This is a genomic window from Streptomyces sp. HUAS MG56, assembly GCF_058673395.1.
In genome coordinates this window covers 5,442,289-5,463,588 of the sequence record NZ_CM178722.1, presented here as the reverse complement: position 1 = coordinate 5,463,588, position 21,300 = coordinate 5,442,289, and the positions used below count along the sequence as shown (strand labels likewise).

The window sequence follows — 21,300 nt, the reverse complement described above, 5'->3', positions numbered from 1 at the left end:
AAACATGACCCCGCACGGCCTTCAGGGAACGGTGTGGGGCGGTGTTTCACGTGAAACACCGCCCCACCGCACGTTCGCGTGTTACTTGTTGCTCCCCAGGCAGAGAACGAAGGAATCGCTGCCTTCCTTCCACTCGATGGCAGCGGTCGTTCCCTGGACCGACTGGCAGGCGAGCATGGCCAGACTGGTGCTGCCGTCCTTCTTGAGCACCTTGTAGTCCGCCTTCGGGTCGCTGCAGCCCAGCTTCTGGATCTGCGGGTCCTTGTCGCTTCCCTTGTTCGTCAGGCAGTCACCGACGGCCAGTTTCTGAGTGTCGTCGGCCTTGTTGAAGTACCAGCCGCCGACGATGACGATGAGGCCGACGACGGCGCCGATGATGCGGATGTACTGCCGGACGCCGCGCTTCGGCCGCTGAGGAGGCACCGGTGCGTACGGCGCCATGCCCTGCTGGGGGAACCCGGGCTGGCCCGGCTGCTGCGGGTAGCCGCCCTGCGGAGGGTAGGGAGCCTGAGGCTGGCCGCCCTGCGGGGGGTACGGCGCCTGAGGCTGACCGTACGCCTGCTGGCCCTGCGCGAATGGGTTCTGGCCCTGGGGCGGAGTCGTCACGTGTGGGTCCCCCTATGAAGAAAGAGATGAGTGAGCAGCGCACATAAGTGGCGCGTAAGACGCACGTAAGCTACCGGGCCGCACTGACACTCCTGTAGCCCGGGGGAACTCTGTGGCCCTGATGTGACACTCACCGGCGTTCAAAGCGGCCCATAGCGACAGCAACCGCTCCGTAGAGGAGAGAGACGGTGACGACCAGCGTCGCCGAACGGCCGTCCGGGGGCAGCATCAGGGCGGCCACTCCGGCCGCCCCGACGAATGCCACGTTGAACAGCACGTCGTACACGGAGAACACGCGCCCGCGGAAGCCGTCGTCCACCGAGGACTGCACGACCGTGTCGGTCGCGATTTTCGCGCCCTGGGTGATGAGGCCCAGCACGAAGGCGGCGACCAGGAGCGGCCCGATGGCGAAGGGGAGGCCGAGAGCGGGTACCAGGACCGCGGCCGCGGCGGAGCACGCCACGATCCAGCGACCGGGGCCGAGCCGTCCCGCCGCCACGGGGGTGACCACGGCCGCCGCGAAGAATCCCGCCCCTGAGACCGCGAGCACCAGCCCTAGCAGCCGGAGCCCCTCCTCGGGGGTGCTGGAGAGGGCGTACCGGCAGAGCATGAGCAGCAGGACCAGCAGGGCGCCGTAGCAGAAGCGCATCAGCGTCATCGCGGCCAGTGCCCAGGCGGCTTCTCTGCGCCGGGGTGCGGCGAGGTGCCGGACGGCCGCCACCAGATCCCGTGCCGTGTCGGCCAGCGCGCTGCGCAGCCGTGGCCGCGCCGGATGGCGGTCGGGCCCGAGAAGCGCCCGGGGCAGGCTCAGGGAGGTCAGGCCCGCACAGAGATAGAGGAGTGCGCCCAGCAGGACCACCGCGGCGTCGGAGTCCGACGCCACGAGCCGTACGGCGAAGGCGAGGCCGGCGCCTGCCGTCGCGGCGAGCGTGCCGGCCGTCGGGGACAGGGAGTTGGCCAGCACCAGGCGCTCGGCGTCCACCACGCGGGGCAGGGACGCGGACAGCCCGGCGAGGACGAAGCGGTTGACGGCCGTGACGCACAGCGCGGAGACGTAGAAGAGCCAGTTCGGGACATGGCCGAGCATCAGCACGGCGGTGACCGCTGCCAGCAGGGCGCGCAGCAGATTGCCGTACACGAAGACCTGCCGGCGTCGCCAGCGGTCCAGCAGGACACCCGCGAACGGACCGACCAGGGAATAGGGGAGCAGCAGCACGGCCATCGCCGAGGCGATCGCCGTGGCCGAGGTCTGTTTCTCCGGCGAGAAGACGACGTACGCGGCGAGCGCCACCTGGTAGACGCCGTCGGCGCCCTGGGAGAGCAGGCGGACGTACAGCAGGCGTCGGAAGTACCGAAGACGCAGCAGGACGCGCAGGTCACGCACGACGGGCATGCCGCCCAGCCTCACATATGCGGAAGGTCCCCGGGTCGGGAAACCCGGGGACCTTCACAGCCCTGGCAGGAGCGTTTGCGTGCGAGCGGTCGCGTCGGCGCCTTTAGCGCTCGACCTCGCCGCGGATGAACTTCTCGACGTTCTCGCGGGCCTCGTCGTCGAAGTACTGGACCGGCGGGGACTTCATGAAGTACGAGGACGCCGACAGGATCGGGCCGCCGATGCCGCGGTCCTTGGCGATCTTCGCGGCGCGCAGGGCGTCGATGATGACACCCGCGGAGTTCGGGGAGTCCCAGACCTCGAGCTTGTACTCCAGGTTCAGCGGGACGTCACCGAAGGCGCGGCCCTCAAGGCGGACGTAGGCCCACTTGCGGTCGTCCAGCCAGGCCACGTAGTCGGACGGGCCGATGTGGACGTTCTTCTCGCCGAGGTCCCGGTCGGGGATCTGGGAGGTGACGGCCTGCGTCTTGGAGATCTTCTTGGACTCCAGGCGCTCGCGCTCGAGCATGTTCTTGAAGTCCATGTTGCCGCCGACGTTCAGCTGCATGGTGCGGTCCAGGATGACACCGCGGTCCTCGAACAGCTTCGCCATGACGCGGTGCGTGATGGTGGCGCCGACCTGGGACTTGATGTCGTCACCGACGATCGGCACACCGGCCTCGGTGAACTTGTCCGCCCACTCCTTGGTGCCGGCGATGAAGACCGGGAGGGCGTTGACGAAGGCGACCTTGGCGTCGATGGCGCACTGGGCGTAGAACTTCGCCGCGTCCTCGGAGCCCACGGGCAGGTAGCAGACCAGGACGTCGACCTGCTTGTCCTTCAGGATCTGGACGACGTCGACCGGCTCGGCCTCGGACTCCTCGATGGTCAGGCGGTAGTACTTGCCGAGGCCGTCGAGGGTGTGGCCGCGCTGGACGGTGACACCGGACGTGGGCACGTCGCAGATCTTGATGGTGTTGTTCTCGGAGGCGCCGATCGCGTCCGTGAGGTCGAGGCCGACCTTCTTGGCATCGACGTCGAACGCGGCGACGAACTCGATGTCACGCACGTGGTAGTCACCGAACTGCACGTGCATCAGGCCGGGGACCTTGGCCGCCGCGTCGGCGTCCTTGTAGTACTCGACTCCCTGCACCAGCGACGCGGCGCAGTTGCCCACGCCGACGACGGCTACGCGAACCGAACCCATTCCGGTTGCTCCCTGTGTGTACGAGTGAGGCCCTGACTGGGACTCACGTGGCGGTGTCGCCGGGCGTATCCGTCCGGGGGGTGTCCCCGGCACGGGGCAGGCCGCCCGTCGATCCAGTGGTGGTGTCCTGCGGAGCGGTCCCCCGGGACGTGGAACCCTTCAGGTCCCGCCCCGCCCGCTCGCTCTCGATGAGCTCGTTCAGCCAGCGCACTTCGCGCTCCACGGACTCCATCCCGTGGCGCTGGAGCTCAAGTGTGTAGTCGTCGAGGCGCTCCCGCGTGCGCGCCAGGGAGGCGCGCATCTTCTCCAGGCGCTCCTCCAGGCGGCTGCGCCGGCCCTCCAGCACGCGCATGCGCACATCGCGCGACGTCTGCCCGAAGAAGGCGAACCGTGCGGCGAAGTGCTCGTCCTCGTAGGCGTCGGGGCCGGTCTGCGAGAGCAGCTCCTCGAAGTGCTCCTTCCCCTCCGCCGTCAGCCGGTAGACGATCTTGGCGCGGCGTCCGGCGAGCGGAGCGGCGAGGGCGTCCTCATGGGTGTTGCCCGGTTCCTCGATCAACCAGCCGCTCGCGACCAGCGTCTTGAGGCAGGGATACAGGGTCCCGTAGCTGAACGCACGGAACACCCCCAGGGACGTGTTGAGGCGTTTGCGCAGCTCGTAGCCGTGCATCGGGGACTCGCGCAGCAGACCGAGCACGGCGAACTCGAGGATGCCGGAACGTCGGCTCATCGTCGCCTCCTCTCGGTCCCGCAGCTCTCTCCCGCGGGTCTCGCAGTGCCTCTCAGCGTCTTTATCTCGTGCTGATGTATCGACTCGATACATCAGCACGATAGAACGGCCGTCGGCGGGCGACAAGAGGGACGACGGTGAACGGGATCACATCACCGATTCATACGATGCAGGTTGCCTGTTTTGGGGTGAACTTCAGGGCTCAGCGGGTTTTGGCGGTGCGTAGTCTGTGCGGCATGCACATCGCCGGGAACCAAGTGACGTCTGGGGAGCGTCGTCGTCCCCGGTGCGGTACGGGTGAATGCAGGACCGACCACATCCGTACTCCGGGGGGACCGGAAACCAGCCGCCGTTCCAGGCGCGCACGGGTGCGCCTGCCCGAGGAGTAATCGTTCGATGAGCGAGCACCGTCGCAAACCGCCGCAGCCGCAGGGAGGCGGACGTGCCGCGGCCCGACGTGGTCAGTCCGGCTCGTCCTCCGGCCGCCGTGCGGCACCGCGTGGCGCCACCGGGTCTCCTGCCGACTCCTACGAGTCCAGTTCCCATGGGTCGGACAGCGGCCCGGGAGGCGAGGAGCGTTCCTACGGCGGCCGGGCCGAGGCCCGCCGCGCGGCACAGAGAGGCAGCCGCCGCAGAGGCGCCGACAACACAGGTCCAGGCGGCCGGGGAGGCGGCCCGGGCGGTCCCAGCGGTCCCGGGCGCGGCAGAGGCCGCGCATCGACCGCGCCCGGCAGGAAGAGATTCATCGACTACCCCCGGTCAGGCAAGTACGGATGGCGCCGCTGGATGCCTTCCTGGAAGCTCGTCACCGGGATGTTCATCGGCTTCGTGGGGAGCCTGGTCGCGCTGGTCGGCGTCGGCTACGCGATGGTCTCCGTGCCCGACGAGAACGCGGCGGCCAAGTCCCAGAACAACGTCTACTACTGGGCCGACGGCACGCAGATGGTGGCCACGGGCACCGGCGTCAACCGGCAGAACGTCAACATCGCCCAGATTCCCGAAGCGATGCAGTGGGCCGTGATCTCGGCCGAGAACAAGAGCTTCTACCAGGACTCGGGCGTCGACCCCCAGGGACTCCTGCGCGCCGTGGTCAACATGGCACGGGGCGGCCAGACCCAGGGTGGCTCGACGATCACCCAGCAGTTCGTGAAGAACACCTACCTGAGCCAGCAGCAGACCCTCACCCGCAAGTTCAAGGAGATGTTCATCTCCATCAAGGTGGGGACGAAGCTCTCCAAGCAGCAGATCCTCCAGGGCTACCTGAACACCTCGTACTTCGGCCGCGGCGCCTACGGCATCCAGGCGGCGGCGCAGACGTACTACGGCAAGGACGCGAAGGACCTCACGCCGAGCGAGTGCGCGGTGCTCGCGGCGCTGCTGAAGGGCCCGACGTACTTCGACCCGGCCGGCAACGCGGACCTCGACCCGTCGGCGACCCAGCAGGCGAACACGCAGCGCTCGAAGGACCGCTGGGGGTGGATCCTCGAGCAGATGCACAACGACCACCACCTCACCGACGTGCAGTTCCAGCAGGCCACCAAGCAGTACCCCGTGCCCGACGGCCGCAAGGCGACCAAGGGCATGACCGGCCAGATCAGCTACCTGGTGGACACGGCGAAGAAGTACGTCCTCGCGCACTCCGACATCACCGAGACGCAGTTCGACCAGGGCGGCTACCAGATCCAGACGACCTTCGAGAAGGACAAGGTCAACGAGCTGGCAGCGGCCGTGAAGAAGGTCCAGAAGGACCGCATCGACCCGAAGAAGCGTGATCTGGACAAGTACGTCCAGTTCGGTGCGGCGTCGGTGAAGCCCAAGGACGGCGCGATCGTCGCTCTGTACGGCGGTGACGGCTACGAGAACGGCCACTTCACGAACAACGCCGACACCTCCGGCGTCCCGGTCGGTTCGACGTGGAAGCCGTTCGTGCTCGCCGCGGCGATGGAGTACGGCACGTACCGGACCGGTGGGGAGGGTCTCTCGCCGCTGAGCAAGTACAACGGCAACGACCATCTCAAGGTGCTCAACAACGACGGCAGCCCGGTGCTGACGAAGGACAACTCGATCTTCTACCAGCGCAACGAGAGTGACTACAAGTGGGGCTACATCTCGCTGCGCAAGGCGATGGAGCAGTCCGTCAACACGCCGTTCGTCCAACTCGGTATGGATGTGGGGCTGACGCATGTCCGGGACGTCGCGCAGGCGTCCGGCATTCTCAGGGACAGCTTCTCGACGCTCAACCCGTCCTTCTCCATCGGTACCTCGACCCCGAGCGCGATCCGCATGGCCGACGCGTACGCGACGTTCGCCGCGTCGGGTCAGCACACTGACCCGTACTCGGTGACCGCCGTGAAGAAGGACGGCCAGGAGCTGCCGGGCTTCACCAAGCCGAAGGTGAGCACGGCGATTCCCGAGAACGTGGCGAACAACGTCACGGACGTCCTCCAGAACGTGATCCAGAACGGTACGGGTGTGAACGCCAAGGCCCTGGGCCGGACGGCGGCAGGCAAGACCGGTACCACCGACAGCAACAAGTCGGCCTGGTTCGTCGGCTACACCCAGCAGTTGTCCACCTCGGTGGCGATGTTCCGTGAGAACCCGAAGGACCATGAGCTGCTGTCCATGAACGGCACGGCCGGGGTCGAGTCGATCCACGGTGGTGACATCCCGACGTCGGTGTGGACCGAGTACATGAAGGGCGCGCTGAAGAACGCCAACGACAACGGCTTCCCGGCCGCCACCGAGATCGGCAAGGTCCAGGACGAGGCGGGCGCTCCGACTCCGACCCCGACCCCGACCGTCACGCCGAGCCCGAGCGCGACCCAGTCGCCGAGCCCGACGCCGAGCGCGACGAACACCTCCCCGTCCCCGTCGGCGAGCGACACCTGTCAGTGGAACTGGGGCAACCCCTGTAACGGCAATGGCAACGGCACCGGCGGTACGGACACGGGTGGCACCACCGGAGGAACCTCTCCGTCACCCACGCCCACCGATACGACCGGCAACGGCAACACACGAGGCAACGGCAACGGAGGCATCTTCGCCGGCGCCAATGGCTAGCCGCCGCCCCGGACCGGTTGGCGACCATTTCGTCCGCCGCGGGTGTTTCACGTGAAACATGGGCCGCCGCACCCACGAGGTGCGGCGGCCCTCGGCTTTTTCCTAGGCACGTACGGCAGGATGTGCCCCATGCCCAGTGCAGAGATGACGCCTGCGGGCGTGCACGAGCCCGAGCCCGTGCGGCCCGCCACGGCAGAACCGGTGCCGCCGACCAGGGAGGACGAGGTCGCCGCGGCCGGCAGCGAGCTGATCGGCGGTCCCATCGGACGGCGAGCCCTGCTCGGCACGTCCTGGTGGACGCCCGTACGAGTCATCGCGCTCGTGGCGATCGGCATGTTCGCCCTCGGTCTGGTCCAGAAGGCGCCCTGCTACCACAGTGCCTGGTTCTTCGGCGCGAGCAGCCAGTACACGAAGGCCTGCTATTCGGACATCCCGCACCTCTACCAGGGGCGCGGGTTCGCCGACCATCTCGTGCCGTACTTCGACAAGCTCCCGGACGACATGTCCGGCGGCATGGGCTATCTCGAATACCCGGTGCTGACCGGCGTGTTCATGGAGGTGGCCTCCTGGCTCACCCCGCACAGCGGCACCATCCAGTACCAGGAGCAGTGGTACTGGTTCGTCAACGCCGGGATGCTGCTGGTCTGCGCGGTCGTCATTGCCGTCTGCGTGGCCCGCACCCACCGCCGGCGCCCCTGGGACGGCCTCCTGGTCGCCCTGGCGCCCGCCGTCCTGCTGACCGCCACCGTCAACTGGGACCTGCTGGCGGTGGCGCTCACGGCCGCCGCGATGCTGATGTGGTCCCGCAGCCGGCCCGTCGCCTTCGGTGTCCTCCTGGGCCTCGCCACGGCCGCCAAGCTCTATCCGGTGTTCCTGCTCGGCCCCCTGTTCGTGCTGTGCTGGCGGGCCGGCAAGTGGCGGGAGTTCGTCCAGGCCACGGTCAGTACGGTGCTCGCCTGGTTCGTGGTGAACCTGCCGGTGATGCTGTTCGCATTCGAAGGCTGGTCGAAGTTCTACACGTTCAGCCAGGAACGGGGCGTCGACTTCGGTTCCTTCTGGCTGATCTGGGCGCAGAACTCCAGCAACCCGCCCTCGACGGGTTTCGTGAACACCGCCGCCACCGTGCTGGTGGTGCTGTGCTGCCTCGGTATCGCCGTGCTGACGTTCACCGCCCCGCGCCGGCCGCGTTTCGCGCAACTGGCCTTCCTGGTGGTCGCGGTGTTCATCGTCACCAACAAGGTCTACTCCCCGCAGTACGTCCTGTGGCTGGTGCCGCTGGCGGCGCTCGCCCGGCCCAAGTGGCGCGACTTCCTGATCTGGCAGGCGTGCGAGATGGCGTACTTCCTGGGCATCTGGATGTACCTCGCGTACACGACCAGCGGAGACGCCCACAAGGGACTGCCGACGCTGGGCTACCACTGGGCGATCGTGCTGCACCTGGCGGGCACGCTGTACCTGTGCGCCGTCGTCGTACGGGACATCCTCATGCCGGAGCGGGACGTGGTGCGCCGGTCCGGCGACGACGACCCCTCGGGCGGGGTGCTCGACGGAGCGGAAGACGTCTTCGTGCTCGGAGCGGCGACCTACGAGCCGCGTCACGCCGCTCACTTCGAGGGGCCTCAGGTGGACTGGGGCAGGCCGGTGCCGCCCTCCCCCGAGAATCGTTCGCTCTGAGCGAACAACCCTTCAGGAGCTGACGCAGAAGGCCGTACCCGGGTGCTCCGGGTACGGCCTTCTCGCTGTCCTGAAAGGGACTCGGTGTCCTGGGTGCCGGCTCAGCGGTCCATGATGCGGTCGAACTGGGTCGTGGTGTGCCGCAGATGGGCCACCAGCTCGTCCCCGACCTTCGGCTCCGGGGCGTCCGAGGGCACGAACAGGATCGACACCTGCATGTGCGGCGGCTCGGCGAACCAGCGCTGCTTGCCGCCCCAGACGAATGGAGAAAGGTTCCGGTTGACGGTGGCGAGGCCGGCCCGCGCGACGCCCTTGGCGCGTGGCATGACGCCGTGCAGCGCCTTCGGGGCCTCCAGACCCACCCCGTGCGACGTACCGCCCGCCACGACCACCAGGAAGCCGTCCGAGGCCGCCTTCTGCTGGCGGTAGCCGAACCGGTCGCCCTTGGCCACGCGCGTCACGTCCAGGACGGCACCGCGGTACTCGGTGGCCTCGTGGTCCCCCAGCCACAGCCGCGTGCCGATGCGGGCGCGGAACCGGGTCTGCGGGAACTGCTGCTGGAGCCGGACGAGTTCGTCGGCCTTGAGGTGGCTGACGAACATCGTGTGCAACGGCAGCCGGGCCGCGCGCAGCCGGTCCATCCAGCCGATGACCTCCTCGACGGCGTCCGAGCCGTCGGTGCGGTCCAGCGGCAGATGGATGGCGAAGCCCTCCAGCCGGACGTTCTCTATGGCCTGGTGCAGCTGCGGCAGGTCCTGCTCGCTGATGCCGTGCCGCTTCATCGAGGACATCACCTCGATGACGACACGGGCGCCGACGAGGCCGTACACGCCGTCGATCGACGACACCGAGCGCACCACCCGGTCGGGCAGCGGCACCGGCTCCTCGCCGCGCCGGTACGGCGTCAGCACCAGCAGGTCCCCGCCGAAGAAGTCCTTGATGCGTGCGGCCTCGTAGGTCGTGCCGACCGCGAGCAGGTCGGAGCCCAGCCGCGTGGCCTCCTCGGACAGCCGCTCGTGCCCGAAGCCGTAGCCGTTGCCCTTGCAGACCGGGACGAGTCCCGGGAACTGCTCCTGCACGTGCTTGTGGTGCGCCCGCCAGCGCGCGGTGTCGACGTAGAGCGTGAGCGCCATGGCCGGACCCGGGACCTTTCTCGTGGCTGCGGTGGATCAGAGGTGTCTGAGCTGTGAAGGCTATGGAATCAGACGGCCGCGGCTCAACGGCGCGACATGTAGATGTCGAGCGCCTTGTGGAGCAGCTTGTTCAGCGGGAAGTCCCACTCGCCGAGGTACTCGGCGGCCTGCCCGCCCGTGCCGACCTTGAACTGGATCAGGCCGAACAGGTGGTCCGTCTCGTCCAGCGAGTCCGAGATGCCGCGCAGGTCGTAGACGGTGGCACCGAGTGCGTAGGCGTCGCGCATCATCGTCCACTGCATCGCGTTCGAGGGCCGGACCTCACGGCCGATGTTGTCGGAGGCGCCGTAGGAGTACCAGACGTGGCCGCCGACGATCAGCATCGTCGCGGCGGAGAGGTTCACGCCGTTGTGCCGGGCGAAGTACAGCCGCATCCGGTTCGGGTCCTCGGTGTTGAGGGCCGACCACATGCGCTGGAAGTACGACAGCGGGCGCGGCCGGAAGTGGTCGCGCACGGCCGTGATCTCGTACAGCCGCTGCCACTCGGCCAGGTCCTGGTAGCCGCCCTGGACCACCTCGACACCGGCCTTCTCGGCCTTCTTGATGTTGCGGCGCCACAGCTGGTTGAAGTTCTTGTGGACCTCTTCCAGGGAACGATTCGCCAGCGGCACCTGGAAGACGTAGCGGGGCTGGACGTCACCGAAGCCGGCGCCGCCGTCCTCGCCCTGCTGCCAGCCCATACGGCGCAGCTTGTCGGCCACCTCGAAGGCGCGCGGCTCGATGAAGTCGGCCTCCATGTCGCGCAGCCGCTTGACGTCCTGGTCCTGGATGCCCTTCTTGATGGTCTCCGCGTGCCAGCGACGGATGATCACCGGCGGGCCCATCTTCACGGAGAACGCGCCCTGCTGCTTCAGGTGCGCCAGCATCGGCTGGATCCAGTCGTCCAGGTTCGGCGCGAACCAGTTGATGACCGGCCCCTCGGGCAGGTAGGCCAGGTAGCGCTTGATCTTGGGCAGCTGCCGGTAGAGGACCAGGCCCGCGCCGACCATCTCGCCCGTGCGCTCGTCGAACCAGCCGAGGTTCTCCGAGCGCCACTCCGCCTTGACGTCGGCCCAGGCCGGGACCTGCATGTGGCTCGCCGCCGGCAGGCTCTGGATGTAGGCCAGATGCTGCTCGCGGCTGATGGTCCTCAGGGTCAGGCTCATTCGGGGCGCTCCTCGGGCTGGTGTGTCCCCATGGGTACAGGGGCTCCGGCTCTCGCGCCGAAGCCTACTGCGCCGTGCGAGCGCCCCGACTGGGCGTACTGCCCTTAATCCCGGCGGGCCGCCTCAGCTGCCGATGAGTCCGCCGAAGAGACCGCCGTGTGCCATGCCGATCAGGAAACCGATCCCGGAGGCGCCGAGCCCCAGGATCAGGGCGAAGCGCTCACGCGTGGTCACGGAGATCCACTGTCCGTAGATGCCGACGAGCAGGCCCACGAGACCCGCCCACGACGTCAGCAGATGGAGGCCGTGGAAGAAGGACGTGATGAAGGACAGCAGACCCAGGACGAGCGTGGTCGCCGCCAGTGTGTCCTGGAGCGGACGGGCCTTGCCGTCCGTGGCGAAGAGGGAACCGGCGACGTTGGGATGCATTACCTGTGCCATGGGCACCTCCTGCGGAAGGCGGCGCATAGTAGCGCCGTACACACCCGACGTGTACAGAGTGACCGCCTCCACGCCCGGATTTCAACCGGAAGCGGGTGTGCGGGTAGTCTGTACCGTCTGCACCGGTGTCTGCCCACTGCCTGCCCAGGTAAGACTGCGGGAGCCTCAGCGCCCCCGATTGTCAGTGGTCGCGGATACCGTTGCGTACGCATCACAACCCTCCTGCCACGGAACGACCGTGGCCGTTGAGTCCAAAGGAGGTGGGTTCCACATGCGTCACTACGAGGTGATGGTCATCCTCGACCCCGATCTGGAGGAGCGCGCTGTCGCCCCCCTGATCGAGAACTTCCTCTCCGTCGTCCGTGAGGGCAACGGCAAGGTGGAGAAGGTCGACACCTGGGGCCGTCGTCGTCTCTCGTACGAGATCAAGAAGAAGCCCGAGGGCATCTACTCGGTCATCGACCTTCAGGCCGAGCCTGCGGTCGTCAAGGAGCTCGACCGCCAGATGAACCTGAACGAGTCGGTCCTCCGGACCAAGGTCCTCCGCCCCGAGACCCACTGAGCCCTCCCGCTCAGCTGATCTCGGGATCCGAGTAGCAAGCAAGCAGCCAGAGCAGCAAACCCGCCGAGAGGTTCCCCCATGGCAGGCGAGACCGTCATCACGGTCATCGGCAATCTTGTCGACGACCCCGAGCTGCGCTTCACCCCGTCCGGTGCGGCGGTCGCGAAGTTCCGCGTCGCGTCCACTCCCCGCACCTTCGACCGCCAGACGAACGAGTGGAAGGACGGCGAGAGCCTCTTCCTGACCTGCTCGGTCTGGCGTCAGGCGGCGGAGAACGTCGCCGAGTCGCTTCAGCGAGGCATGCGCGTGCTCGTGCAGGGCCGGCTGAAGCAGCGGTCCTACGAGGACCGGGACGGCGTCAAGCGCACGGTCTACGAGCTGGACGTCGAGGAAGTCGGCCCCAGCTTGCGCAACGCGACGGCCAAGGTCACCAAGACCTCCGGCGGTGGCGGGCGCGGTGGCCAGGGCGGTTACGGCGGCGGTGGCGGCCAGCAGGGCGGCGGCTGGGGCGGTGGCCCCGGTGGCGGTCAGCAGGGCGGCGGCGCTCCGGCCGACGACCCGTGGGCGTCCGGCGCTCCCGCTGGTGGCAACCAGCAGGGTGGCGGCGGCTGGGGCGGTGGCTCCGGCTCCGGCTCCGGCAGCGGTGGCGGCTACTCGGACGAGCCCCCCTTCTAGGGGCTCGTATCCACACTTCTTGATCACACAGGAGAAACACCATGGCGAAGCCGCCTGTGCGCAAGCCGAAGAAGAAGGTCTGCGCTTTCTGCAAGGACAAGGTCACGTACGTGGACTACAAGGACACGAACATGCTGCGGAAGTTCATTTCCGACCGCGGCAAGATCCGTGCCCGCCGCGTGACCGGCAACTGCACCCAGCACCAGCGTGACGTCGCCACGGCCGTGAAGAACAGCCGTGAGATGGCGCTGCTGCCCTACACGTCCACCGCGCGCTAAGGGAAGGGTGACCGACACATGAAGATCATCCTCACCCACGAGGTCTCTGGCCTCGGTGCTGCCGGCGACGTCGTTGACGTCAAGGACGGTTACGCTCGCAACTACCTGATCCCGCGGAACTTTGCGATCCGCTGGACCAAGGGTGGCGAGAAGGACGTCGAGCAGATCCGCCGCGCCCGCAAGATCCACGAGATCCAGACCATCGAGCAGGCCAACCAGGTCAAGGGCCAGCTCGAGGGCGTCAAGGTCCGCCTGGCTGTCCGCTCCGGCGACTCCGGTCGTCTCTTCGGTTCCGTCACCCCCGCCGACATCGCTTCCGCGATCAAGGCGTCCGGTGGCCCCGAGGTCGACAAGCGTCGTATCGAGCTGACCTCGCCGATCAAGACCCTGGGCGCCCACGAGACGTCCGTGCGTCTGCACCCCGAGGTTGCCGCCAAGGTCAACATCGAGGTCGTCTCGGCCTGATCGCCGAGTCATCGCCGCGCTCGTTCGAGCCGGTGAGAGGGGCCGCACCCTTGCGGGGGTGCGGCCCCTTTCCGTTGTCCGGAATGGTCACCGGGCCGTGTTTCACGTGAAACCGAGGCTGCTCCGAGATCGGCGGCCCTAGGTCAGCGGGTCGCGCCCGTCACGATCCAGCGACCCGAACGGGAGCGCAGCCACAGGGTCAGCAGGCGGATCGTCATCATCAGCGTCATCGCCGTCCACAGCGCGGTGAGACCGCCGCCGAACACCGGGACCAGCAGAGCCACCGGGGCGAATACGGTGAGGGTGACGACCATGGCCCCGGCCAGATACGGCCCGTCGCCGGCACCCATCAGGACACCGTCCAGGACGAAGACGATCCCGCAGATCGGCTGCGAGAGCGCCACCATCAACAGGGCGGGCAGTGCCGCGTCCTTCACCACGGAGTCGCCGGTGAACAGCGGGAGGAAGAGCGGACGGGCGGCCACCACGAGAGCACCGAGGACGACACCGGTCGCGATGCCCCACTGCACCATGCGACGGCAGGCCTCTCGCGCGCCCTGGGCATCGTCCGCGCCGAGATAGCGGCCGATGATCGCTTGCCCCGCGATCGCTATCGCGTCGAGAGCGAAGGCGAGCAGGCTCCACAGGGACAGAACGATCTGGTGCGCGGCGATGTCGGCGTCGCCGAGACGTGCCGCGACCGCCGTGGCGATCATGAGGATCGCCCGCAGGGAGAGCGTGCGGATCAGGAGGGGAACGCCGGCCTGGGCCGAGGCCCGGATGCCGGCGGCGTCCGGGCGGAGGGAGGCGCCGTGCCGACGGGCCCCGCGTACGACGACGGTCAGGTAGACGGCTGCCATTCCGCACTGGGCGATGACGGTTCCCCAGGCCGAACCGGCGATGCCGAGCCCGGCGCCGTAGACGAGCCCCGCGTTGAGGGCGCCGTTGGCGACGAAGCCGCCGACGGCGACGTAGAGCGGAGTTCTGGTGTCCTGGAGTCCGCGGAGCACACCCGTGGCGGCGAGGACGGTGAGCATGGCCGGGATGCCCAGTGCGGAGATACGCAGATACGTCGTGGCGTACGGGGCCGCTGTCGCGGAGGCGCCGAAGAGGTCCACGATGCCAGGTGCCAGAGGAAGGACGACGGCGATGACGCCGATGCCGAGCAGCAGTGCCAGCCAGATGCCGTCCATGCCCTGTCGGATGGCCGCCGGCAGATCGCCGGAGCCGACGCGCCGGGACACGGCGGCCGTGGTGGCATAGGCGAGGAAGACGAAGACGCTCACGGCGGTGGTGAGGAGGGCGGAGGCGACGCCGAGACCGGCGAGCTGGGCGGTGCCGAGGTGGCCGACGATCGCGCTGTCCGCCATGACGAACAGAGGCTCGGCGACGAGTGCGCCGAAGGCCGGGACTGCCAGAGCGACGATCTCTCGGTCGTGCCGGCGGCGGGTGGCCCGGGGTATCGCGGGAGCCTGTGTCATGAGCGCCAATCTAATCGTCCACAGGTAAGAGATGCAACCAAGTTGTGCCCCTTACTCGTCGTGGTGAGGCGTATCCTTTCGTGCGGTGTTCGAAGCGATCTTGGTCCGGCTGGGGAAGTTTTTCTTCTGCACAGCCAGTGGATGCTAAACGCGCAGGTCACGGCCCTCTGCCGGAGAGGCTAGAGGGCTTTTTCACAGAGCTGTCCACCGGGTCGTGCACAGGTTTCCGGGAGTTCTCCACAGCATCGGGGCTGTCGTCCACATGGCCTGTGGATAACCAGATTGGCTGACGGTGCCGAGGGGCCTACCGTGGTCCGGCGCCCGCTCCTTCTCTTGGCTGGGGAAGCGTCTTTCCCGCGGTCCTGGAATCGTCACAAACCCGACGCGTAAGAATCGGAGTTGGGCCTCTCATTTGTCAGTGTCGTGCCGTACAAAAGAGGACACGGCGAGGTCCGCCCTGCGGACGGGAGGAGGTGGCTCGGTGAGCATTTCCGAGCCCTTGGACGATCCATGGGCCGACAGCGGACCCAGTGATCGTCTGCCCGCCTCGCGTCGACGCGGCGACGGAGGCCGGAGTCGTGGCGAGCAACACGACCGGGGCCGGGAGAACGGCGACTGGGACGGCGGCGGTTCGTCCTTCGAGCGGGTGCCGCCGCAGGATCTGGACGCCGAGCAGTCGGTGCTGGGCGGCATGCTGCTGTCCAAGGACGCCATCGCCGACGTCGTCGAGATCCTCAAGGGCCATGACTTCTACAAGCCCGCGCACGAGACGATCTACCAGGCGATCCTCGACATCTATGCCAAGGGCGAGCCGGCCGACCCGATCACCATCGCCGCTGAGCTCACCAAGCGTGGCGAGATCAACAAGGTCGGCGGGGCGTCGTATCTGCACACGCTCGTCCAGACGGTACCGACGGCGGCGAACGCCGAGTACTACGCGGAGATCGTCCACGAGCGCGCGGTCCTGCGTCGCCTGGTCGAGGCCGGCACCCGTATCACGCAGATGGGATACGCCGCCGACGACGACGTCGACGAGATCGTCAACCGCGCCCAGGCCGAGATCTACGCCGTCACCGAGCAGCGCACCAGTGAGGACTACCTGCCGCTCGGCGACATCATGGAGGGTGCCCTCGACGAGATCGAGGCGATCGGCTCGCGCAGCGGCGAGATGACCGGTGTGCCGACCGGGTTCACCGACTTCGACTCGCTGACGAACGGCCTGCACCCGGGCCAGATGATCGTCATCGCGGCGCGCCCCGCCATGGGTAAGTCGACGCTCGCGCTCGACTTCGCGCGGGCCGCCTCGATCAAGCACAATCTGCCGAGCGTCATCTTCTCCCTCGAAATGGGCCGCAACGAGATCGCGATGCGTCTGCTGTCTGCCGAGGCCCGGGTCGCGCTGCACCACATGCGCTCCGGCACGATGACCGACGAGGACTGGACCCGGCTCGCCCGCCGTATGCCGGATGTCTCGGCCGCGCCGCTGTTCATCGACGACTCGCCGAATCTGTCGATGATGGAGATCCGCGCCAAGTGCCGCCGTCTCAAACAGCGGAACGACATCAGACTGGTCGTCATCGACTACCTCCAGCTGATGCAGTCCGGTGGCTCCAAGCGCGCCGAGAGCCGTCAGCAGGAGGTCTCGGACATGTCCCGTAACCTCAAGCTGCTCGCCAAGGAGCTGGAGATCCCGGTCATCGCGCTGTCACAGCTGAACCGTGGTCCCGAGCAGCGCACCGACAAGAAGCCGATGGTCTCCGACCTGCGTGAGTCCGGCTCCATCGAGCAGGACGCCGACATGGTCATCCTGCTCCACCGCGAGGATGCCTACGAGAAGGAGTCCCCGCGCGCGGGCGAGGCCGACCTGATCGTGGCCAAGCACCGAAACGGCCCGACGGCCACGATCACGGTCGCTTTCCAGGGTCACTACTCCCGCTTCGTGGACATGGCCCAGACCTGACCCTGATGTGCGCAGGGGTCAACCAACCCGCGGTCGGGCCGTCTCCGGATGGGGGCGCGTCGTGAGCGCGCGGCCCCAGTTCGCCGACCTCGATCCTGCGGTGCACAGCATCGTGGCCCGGCTCACTCCGTCAGGGGACAGGCACTCGGCGAGCAGGTCGACGACGTCGTGTCGGCCTCGCTTGTGCGTGGTGCGGGTGGTGGAAACCGTGGCGGGGTCCGCCGTAGACCACGAGGCGCCAGTCGACGCCCGCGGCCTGCTTCTCGGCGGCCCGTGGTCAGTGCGTCGACCGTCCCGATCGCGTGCAGGTTGACGCCGTCGCGTCCGAGTTCCAGCACGATTGCGCCCCCGGTGCCGTAGCCGACAGCGGCGATCCGGTCGGGGTCGGCGAGCAAGGGAGTTACGCGCGCCAGCATCTTCTGTGGATCGGTGACCAGCGCCCGCCGCGGAGGTCGAAGGCCGGCGCCACGTACCCCAGTTCGGCGAGGGCGTCGGTCCGGCGGCGCTGGAAGTCGTTCAGGCGCGGCCCCTCGGGCCCGATCATCGTGAGGCCGTCGGCCGGGTATGCGACCGTGTGCGTGGTGACCGGGGAAATGGATTCGACGCCGGCCACCGGACCGGGTGGACTGGCCCCATGACGACACCTCAGGAAGACCTGCTCCCCGCCACCCGGCGAGCTCTGCTGCACCGGATCGCCGTCGCGCAGGCGGAAGGGCGGGCGCCGTCGCTGGTCGCAGCCGTCGTACGGGGTGGGCGGACCGTGTGGCACGGGGCGCGGACCTCGGTGGACGGACATGCCCCGGACGAGACCGTGCAGTACCGGATCGGGTCCATCACCAAGACCTTCACCGCAGTCCTGGTGATGCGACTGCGCGACGAGGGCCTGCTCGATCTCGGTGACCCGCTGGAGAAGCATCTGCCGGGTACCGGGGTGGGCGAGGCGACGATCGCCGAGCTGCTCGCGCACAGCGCTGGGTTGGCTGCCGAGTCACCCGCGCCTTGGTGGGAGCGGACCCCCGGCTCGCTGCGCCCCGAGCTGAGCGATGTGCTGGGCGAGCGCCCGCTGCTGCACCCTGTGGGCCGCCGGCACCACTACTCCAACCCCGGCTACACCCTGCTCGGTGCACTGGTGGAGGAGTTGCGCGGCGCTCCGTGGGAGGAGGCGCTGCGCGGCGAGATCCTTGAGCCGCTCGGCCTGCACCGCACGTCCGCGCAGCCGCTGTCCCCGCACGCGGGCGGATGGGCGGTGCATCCGTGGGCGGACGCGCTGCTGCCCGAACCACTGGAGGACCTGGGCCGGATGGCGCCGGCCGGGCAGCTGTGGTCGACCACGGGGGACCTCGCGCGGTTCGCCGCGTTTCTGGCCGTAGGAGACGATCGGGTCCTGAGTGCGGAGTCGGTCCGCGAGATGCGGACCCCCGCGGCACCCGCCGAGGTGTCGGACGTGCTGGACGGGGTCACCTACGGCCTCGGGATGCAGCTCCAGTCCCGAGACGGCCGGCTCCTCGTCGGCCACTCGGGCTCGCTCCCGGGTTTCTTGGCGAACCTCACCATCGGCGTGGAGGACGATGTGGCAGCGGTGGTGCTGGCGAACTGCACCAGTGGGCCGCTGCTGGGAGCGGTGGGCGCCGATCTCGTCCGTATCGTTGCCGAGGCGGAACCGCGGATCCCCGAGCCCTGGCGGCCGTTGCGCGAAGTCGATCCGGCGGTCCTGGACCTTGCGGGGCAGTGGTACTGGGGGACCTACGCCTACGGCCTGCGGGTGACCGCCGACGGCCGGCTCGCCCTGGGGCCGCTGACCGGCAACGGGCGGCGAGCCCGCTTCCGGTCCAACGGTGATGGCACCTGGACCGGCTTGGAGGGCTACTTCGCCGGAGAGCTGTTGCGGCCCGTGCGACGCCCGGACGGATCCGTCAGCCACCTGGACCTCGGATCGTTCGTCTTCACGCGGCAGCCGTACGACACGGAGGCGCCGGTGCCGGGCGGAGTGGACCCTGATGGCTGGCGGGGCATCGGCTAGGTGAAGGACGGCCGGGGGTGTGTTTCACGTGAAACACACCCCCGGCCCGTCTGGTCGTCCTCTGCCGTCAGAGCTTCAGCTTGAAGCCTTCGTGTGAGGCGCTGAAGCCCAGCCGCGCGTAGAAGCGGTGGGCGTCGGTGCGGCTCTTGTCGGACGTGAGTTGCACCATCGCGCACCCGAACTGCCGGGAGGTGTCGATCGCCCACTGGATCAAAACCGTGCCCAGCCCGCTGCCCCGCTCGTCGGCGTGGATGCGGACGGCTTCGATGAGCGCGCGGGTCGACCCCTTGTGGGAGAGCCCGGGGATGATCGTGAGCTGGAGGGTGCCGATCACACGGTCCTCACGGACGGCGACGACCAGGTGCTGGTTCGGATCGGCCGTGAGGCGTTCCAGCGCGGCCAGATACGGGGTCAGGTCGTCCGGTGATTCGCGCTGGCCACCCAGCGGGTCGTCGGCGAGCATCGCGACGATCGCCGGAAGGTCGTCGGCGGTCGCGTGGCGTATCTCAAGATCTCCCATGTTCGCACCCTATGCGGGCACGTTCAGGGACTCCACGACTCGGACCAGCGGGGTCAGCTCGGGGTTCTTGGAGGCGTCGTCCAGGGCCTCGCGCAGGGCAGCGTCGTTGGTGGGCCGCGCCTCCTCCAGTAGACGCAGGCCCGCCTCGGTGACGTTGGTGTAGATGCCACGCCGGTCGGTGGGGCACAGGTAGCGCTCCAGGAGCCCGCGGTCCTCCAGTCGGGTCACCAGACGGGTGGTGGCGCTCTGACTGAGGACGACCGCGTCGGCGACCTGCTTCATCTGGAGATGGCCGCCCTCGCCGTCGTGCTGTCGGCTGAGCACGTCCAGCAGGGAGTACTCGCGCACGCTCAGATCGTGCTGTGCCTGGAGGGCGCGCTCGATGTGCGCCTCGATCCTGCCGTGCAGGGCAGAGAGGGCGCACCAGCCCTGGGCAAGGGCGGTGAGCGCGGGGTCCGTCGCTGTCATTGGCGTTTTCCTCCGTCCCGGAGCGGCTGCCTCAAGGATAGAGCAACCTCGCAATAGTGCGCGGTTGCCATTAGCCAGCGTCTGCAATTATTGTGGACGCACGCAAAGCGCTCCTGCAATCGTATGGGAAGGTTCACCCCTCATGCCTCTCGCGCTCCTGGCCCTCGCGATCGGGGCCTTCGGAATCGGAACGACCGAGTTCGTGATCATGGGACTGCTGCCTGAGGTCGCAGGCGACTTCGGGGTCTCCATCCCCACGGCAGGCCTGCTCGTGACCGGCTACGCGCTGGGCGTGGTCATCGGCGCTCCGCTGATGACCGTGCTCGGCACCAAGGTCCCGCGCAAGCGGATGCTGATGTTGCTGATGGGCCTCTTCATCGTCGGGAACCTGGTCTCCGCGGTGGCCCCCGTCTTCGCCGTCATGGTGATCGGACGAGTGATCGCCTCGCTCGCCCACGGTGCCTTCTTCGGCATCGGCTCCGTCGTCGCGGCCGAGCTGGTGGCGCCCCACAAGAAGGCCGGGGCCATCGCCATGATGTTCACCGGCCTGACCGTCGCCAATGTCGTCGGCGTCCCGCTGGGCACCCTCATCGGCCAGCACGTCGGCTGGCGCGTCACCTTCGGCGTCGTCGCCGCTCTCGGTGTCGTCGGCCTCGCGGGCATCGCGAAGCTGGTGCCCGAGCTGCCGAAGCCGGAGGGTGTGCACCTGAGGCACGAACTGGCCGCCTTCAAGAACGCCCAGGTCCTCCTCGCCATGGCGATGACGGTCCTCGGTTTCGGCGGTGTCTTCGCGGCCATCACCTACATCGCGCCGGTGATGACCCACATCGCGGGCTTCGCCGACGGCTCGGTCACCTGGCTGCTGGTCCTGTTCGGCCTCGGCATGGTCGGGGGCAACCTCATCGGCGGCAAGTTCGCCGACCGCGCCCTGATGCCGATGCTGTACGTCTCCCTCGGCGCCCTGGCTGTCGTCCTGGCGCTCTTCACGCTCACCGCGCACCACAAGATCGCGGCGGCCGTGACCATCGCCCTGATCGGAGCCCTCGGCTTCGCGACCGTCCCGCCGCTCCAGAAGCGTGTCCTCGACCAGGCCCATGGCGCCCCGACCCTCGCGTCGGCCGTGAACATCGGCGCCTTCAACCTCGGCAACGCCCTGTCCGCCTGGCTCGGCGGCATCGTGATCGCGGCCGGCTTCGGCTACACGGCCCCGAACTGGGTCGGTGCCACCCTCGCCGCGGCCGCCCTGGTCCTCGCCGTCCTCTCGTCGGCCCTGGAGCGCCGCGGCGGACCGCGGAGCACCGTGATCGCCACCGGAACGCCAGTCGGGCAGCAGACGCCCGTCCATCACTGAGCACTCCGGACAGCGGCCCCGCCCGCCGGGCCTCACCGGCGGGCGGACCCATGACCACCAAGAACCCCAGCCACATCCAGGACCTCAGCACGTCC

General features: G+C 68.4%; 19 protein-coding genes and 1 pseudogene. 9 read left to right on the top strand and 11 right to left on the bottom strand.

The features are described from left to right. Positions 1-81: 81 nt before the first annotated feature. From AC4OXY_RS25920 to AC4OXY_RS25905, 4 genes are all read right to left on the bottom strand, one after another. Positions 82-606 (bottom strand): LppU/SCO3897 family protein, encoded by a 525-nt coding sequence (locus tag AC4OXY_RS25920; RefSeq protein WP_356032483.1) that lies wholly within the window; start codon positions 604-606, stop codon positions 82-84. A 130-nt stretch (positions 607-736) separates the two neighbouring features. Continuing rightward, the gene (locus tag AC4OXY_RS25915; protein ID WP_376287922.1) at positions 737-1,999 is read right to left on the bottom strand and encodes an MFS transporter; all 1,263 of its coding nucleotides are present in this window, start codon (positions 1,997-1,999) and stop codon (positions 737-739) included. 103 nt (positions 2,000-2,102) lie between these two features. Continuing rightward, the gene (locus AC4OXY_RS25910; RefSeq protein WP_491991139.1) at positions 2,103-3,185 is read right to left on the bottom strand and encodes an inositol-3-phosphate synthase; all 1,083 of its coding nucleotides are present in this window, start codon (positions 3,183-3,185) and stop codon (positions 2,103-2,105) included. Positions 3,186-3,228: 43 nt separating this feature from the next. After that, positions 3,229-3,912 (bottom strand): PadR family transcriptional regulator, encoded by a 684-nt coding sequence (locus AC4OXY_RS25905; RefSeq protein WP_356032475.1) that lies wholly within the window; start codon positions 3,910-3,912, stop codon positions 3,229-3,231. Between the two features lie 786 nt (positions 3,913-4,698). On the opposite strand from AC4OXY_RS25905, the gene AC4OXY_RS25900 reads away from it, so the two are divergent. Together AC4OXY_RS25900 and AC4OXY_RS25895 are read left to right on the top strand one after the other, a co-directional pair. After that, positions 4,699-6,972 (top strand): transglycosylase domain-containing protein, encoded by a 2,274-nt coding sequence (locus AC4OXY_RS25900; protein ID WP_491991138.1) that lies wholly within the window; start codon positions 4,699-4,701, stop codon positions 6,970-6,972. A 129-nt stretch (positions 6,973-7,101) separates the two neighbouring features. Next, positions 7,102-8,646 (top strand): glycosyltransferase family 87 protein, encoded by a 1,545-nt coding sequence (locus AC4OXY_RS25895; protein ID WP_491991137.1) that lies wholly within the window; start codon positions 7,102-7,104, stop codon positions 8,644-8,646. A 101-nt stretch (positions 8,647-8,747) separates the two neighbouring features. Here the strand turns inward: AC4OXY_RS25895 and AC4OXY_RS25890 are convergent, their stop codons facing one another. From AC4OXY_RS25890 to AC4OXY_RS25880, 3 genes are all read right to left on the bottom strand, one after another. After that, the gene (locus AC4OXY_RS25890; protein ID WP_356032467.1) at positions 8,748-9,779 is read right to left on the bottom strand and encodes an alanine racemase; all 1,032 of its coding nucleotides are present in this window, start codon (positions 9,777-9,779) and stop codon (positions 8,748-8,750) included. Positions 9,780-9,862: 83 nt separating this feature from the next. After that, a complete protein-coding gene (gene femX / locus AC4OXY_RS25885; protein ID WP_356032464.1) occupies positions 9,863-10,984 on the bottom strand; it encodes a peptidoglycan bridge formation glycyltransferase FemX in 1,122 nt (373 codons plus the stop codon). Positions 10,985-11,107: 123 nt separating this feature from the next. Further along, complete coding sequence (locus AC4OXY_RS25880) at positions 11,108-11,425, bottom strand: hypothetical protein (RefSeq protein ID WP_491991136.1); 318 nt, start codon at positions 11,423-11,425, stop codon at positions 11,108-11,110. 271 nt (positions 11,426-11,696) lie between these two features. Between AC4OXY_RS25880 and rpsF the strand changes: the two genes are divergently transcribed. The 4 genes from rpsF to rplI all read left to right on the top strand — a co-directional run bounded on the left by rpsF (position 11,697) and on the right by rplI (position 13,405). Then, complete coding sequence (gene rpsF, locus AC4OXY_RS25875; protein ID WP_005482942.1) at positions 11,697-11,987, top strand: 30S ribosomal protein S6; 291 nt, start codon at positions 11,697-11,699, stop codon at positions 11,985-11,987. A 78-nt stretch (positions 11,988-12,065) separates the two neighbouring features. Beyond that, positions 12,066-12,662, top strand: a complete 597-nt coding sequence (locus tag AC4OXY_RS25870; RefSeq protein WP_491991135.1) for a single-stranded DNA-binding protein — start codon at positions 12,066-12,068, stop codon at positions 12,660-12,662. Between the two features lie 41 nt (positions 12,663-12,703). Next, entirely contained in the window at positions 12,704-12,940 is a 237-nt protein-coding gene (gene rpsR, locus AC4OXY_RS25865) for a 30S ribosomal protein S18 (RefSeq protein WP_003949403.1), read from the top strand. Between the two features lie 18 nt (positions 12,941-12,958). Further along, positions 12,959-13,405 (top strand): 50S ribosomal protein L9, encoded by a 447-nt coding sequence (gene rplI, locus AC4OXY_RS25860; protein ID WP_071380565.1) that lies wholly within the window; start codon positions 12,959-12,961, stop codon positions 13,403-13,405. A 143-nt stretch (positions 13,406-13,548) separates the two neighbouring features. Here rplI and AC4OXY_RS25855 read toward each other — a convergent pair whose 3' ends face one another. Further along, a complete protein-coding gene (locus AC4OXY_RS25855) occupies positions 13,549-14,886 on the bottom strand; it encodes an MATE family efflux transporter (RefSeq protein WP_491991134.1) in 1,338 nt (445 codons plus the stop codon). A 481-nt stretch (positions 14,887-15,367) separates the two neighbouring features. Here AC4OXY_RS25855 and dnaB point away from each other — a divergent pair, with 481 nt between their 5' ends. Then, on the top strand, positions 15,368-16,846 hold the full coding sequence (dnaB, locus tag AC4OXY_RS25850) for a replicative DNA helicase (protein WP_356032454.1): 1,479 nt from the start codon (positions 15,368-15,370) through the stop codon (positions 16,844-16,846). Positions 16,847-16,864: 18 nt separating this feature from the next. Here dnaB and AC4OXY_RS25845 read toward each other — a convergent pair. Further along, positions 16,865-17,441 (bottom strand): annotated as a pseudogene (locus tag AC4OXY_RS25845) (dienelactone hydrolase family protein). A 39-nt stretch (positions 17,442-17,480) separates the two neighbouring features. Here AC4OXY_RS25845 and AC4OXY_RS25840 point away from each other — a divergent pair. Then, on the top strand, positions 17,481-18,866 hold the full coding sequence (locus AC4OXY_RS25840; RefSeq protein ID WP_356032451.1) for a serine hydrolase domain-containing protein: 1,386 nt from the start codon (positions 17,481-17,483) through the stop codon (positions 18,864-18,866). Positions 18,867-18,933: 67 nt separating this feature from the next. On the opposite strand, the gene AC4OXY_RS25835 is transcribed toward AC4OXY_RS25840, so the two are convergent. Both AC4OXY_RS25835 and AC4OXY_RS25830 read right to left on the bottom strand, forming a co-directional pair. Then, positions 18,934-19,386 carry a GNAT family N-acetyltransferase gene (locus AC4OXY_RS25835; RefSeq protein ID WP_376287911.1) on the bottom strand — a complete coding sequence of 151 codons (453 nt, stop codon included), beginning with the start codon at positions 19,384-19,386 and terminating at the stop codon, positions 18,934-18,936. A gap of 9 nt (positions 19,387-19,395) precedes the next feature. After that, positions 19,396-19,854 carry a MarR family winged helix-turn-helix transcriptional regulator gene (locus AC4OXY_RS25830; protein ID WP_071380569.1) on the bottom strand — a complete coding sequence of 153 codons (459 nt, stop codon included), beginning with the start codon at positions 19,852-19,854 and terminating at the stop codon, positions 19,396-19,398. Positions 19,855-19,996: 142 nt separating this feature from the next. Between AC4OXY_RS25830 and AC4OXY_RS25825 the strand changes: the two genes are divergently transcribed. Further along, a complete protein-coding gene (locus AC4OXY_RS25825) occupies positions 19,997-21,205 on the top strand; it encodes an MFS transporter (RefSeq protein ID WP_376287909.1) in 1,209 nt (402 codons plus the stop codon). Positions 21,206-21,300 lie beyond the last annotated feature (95 nt).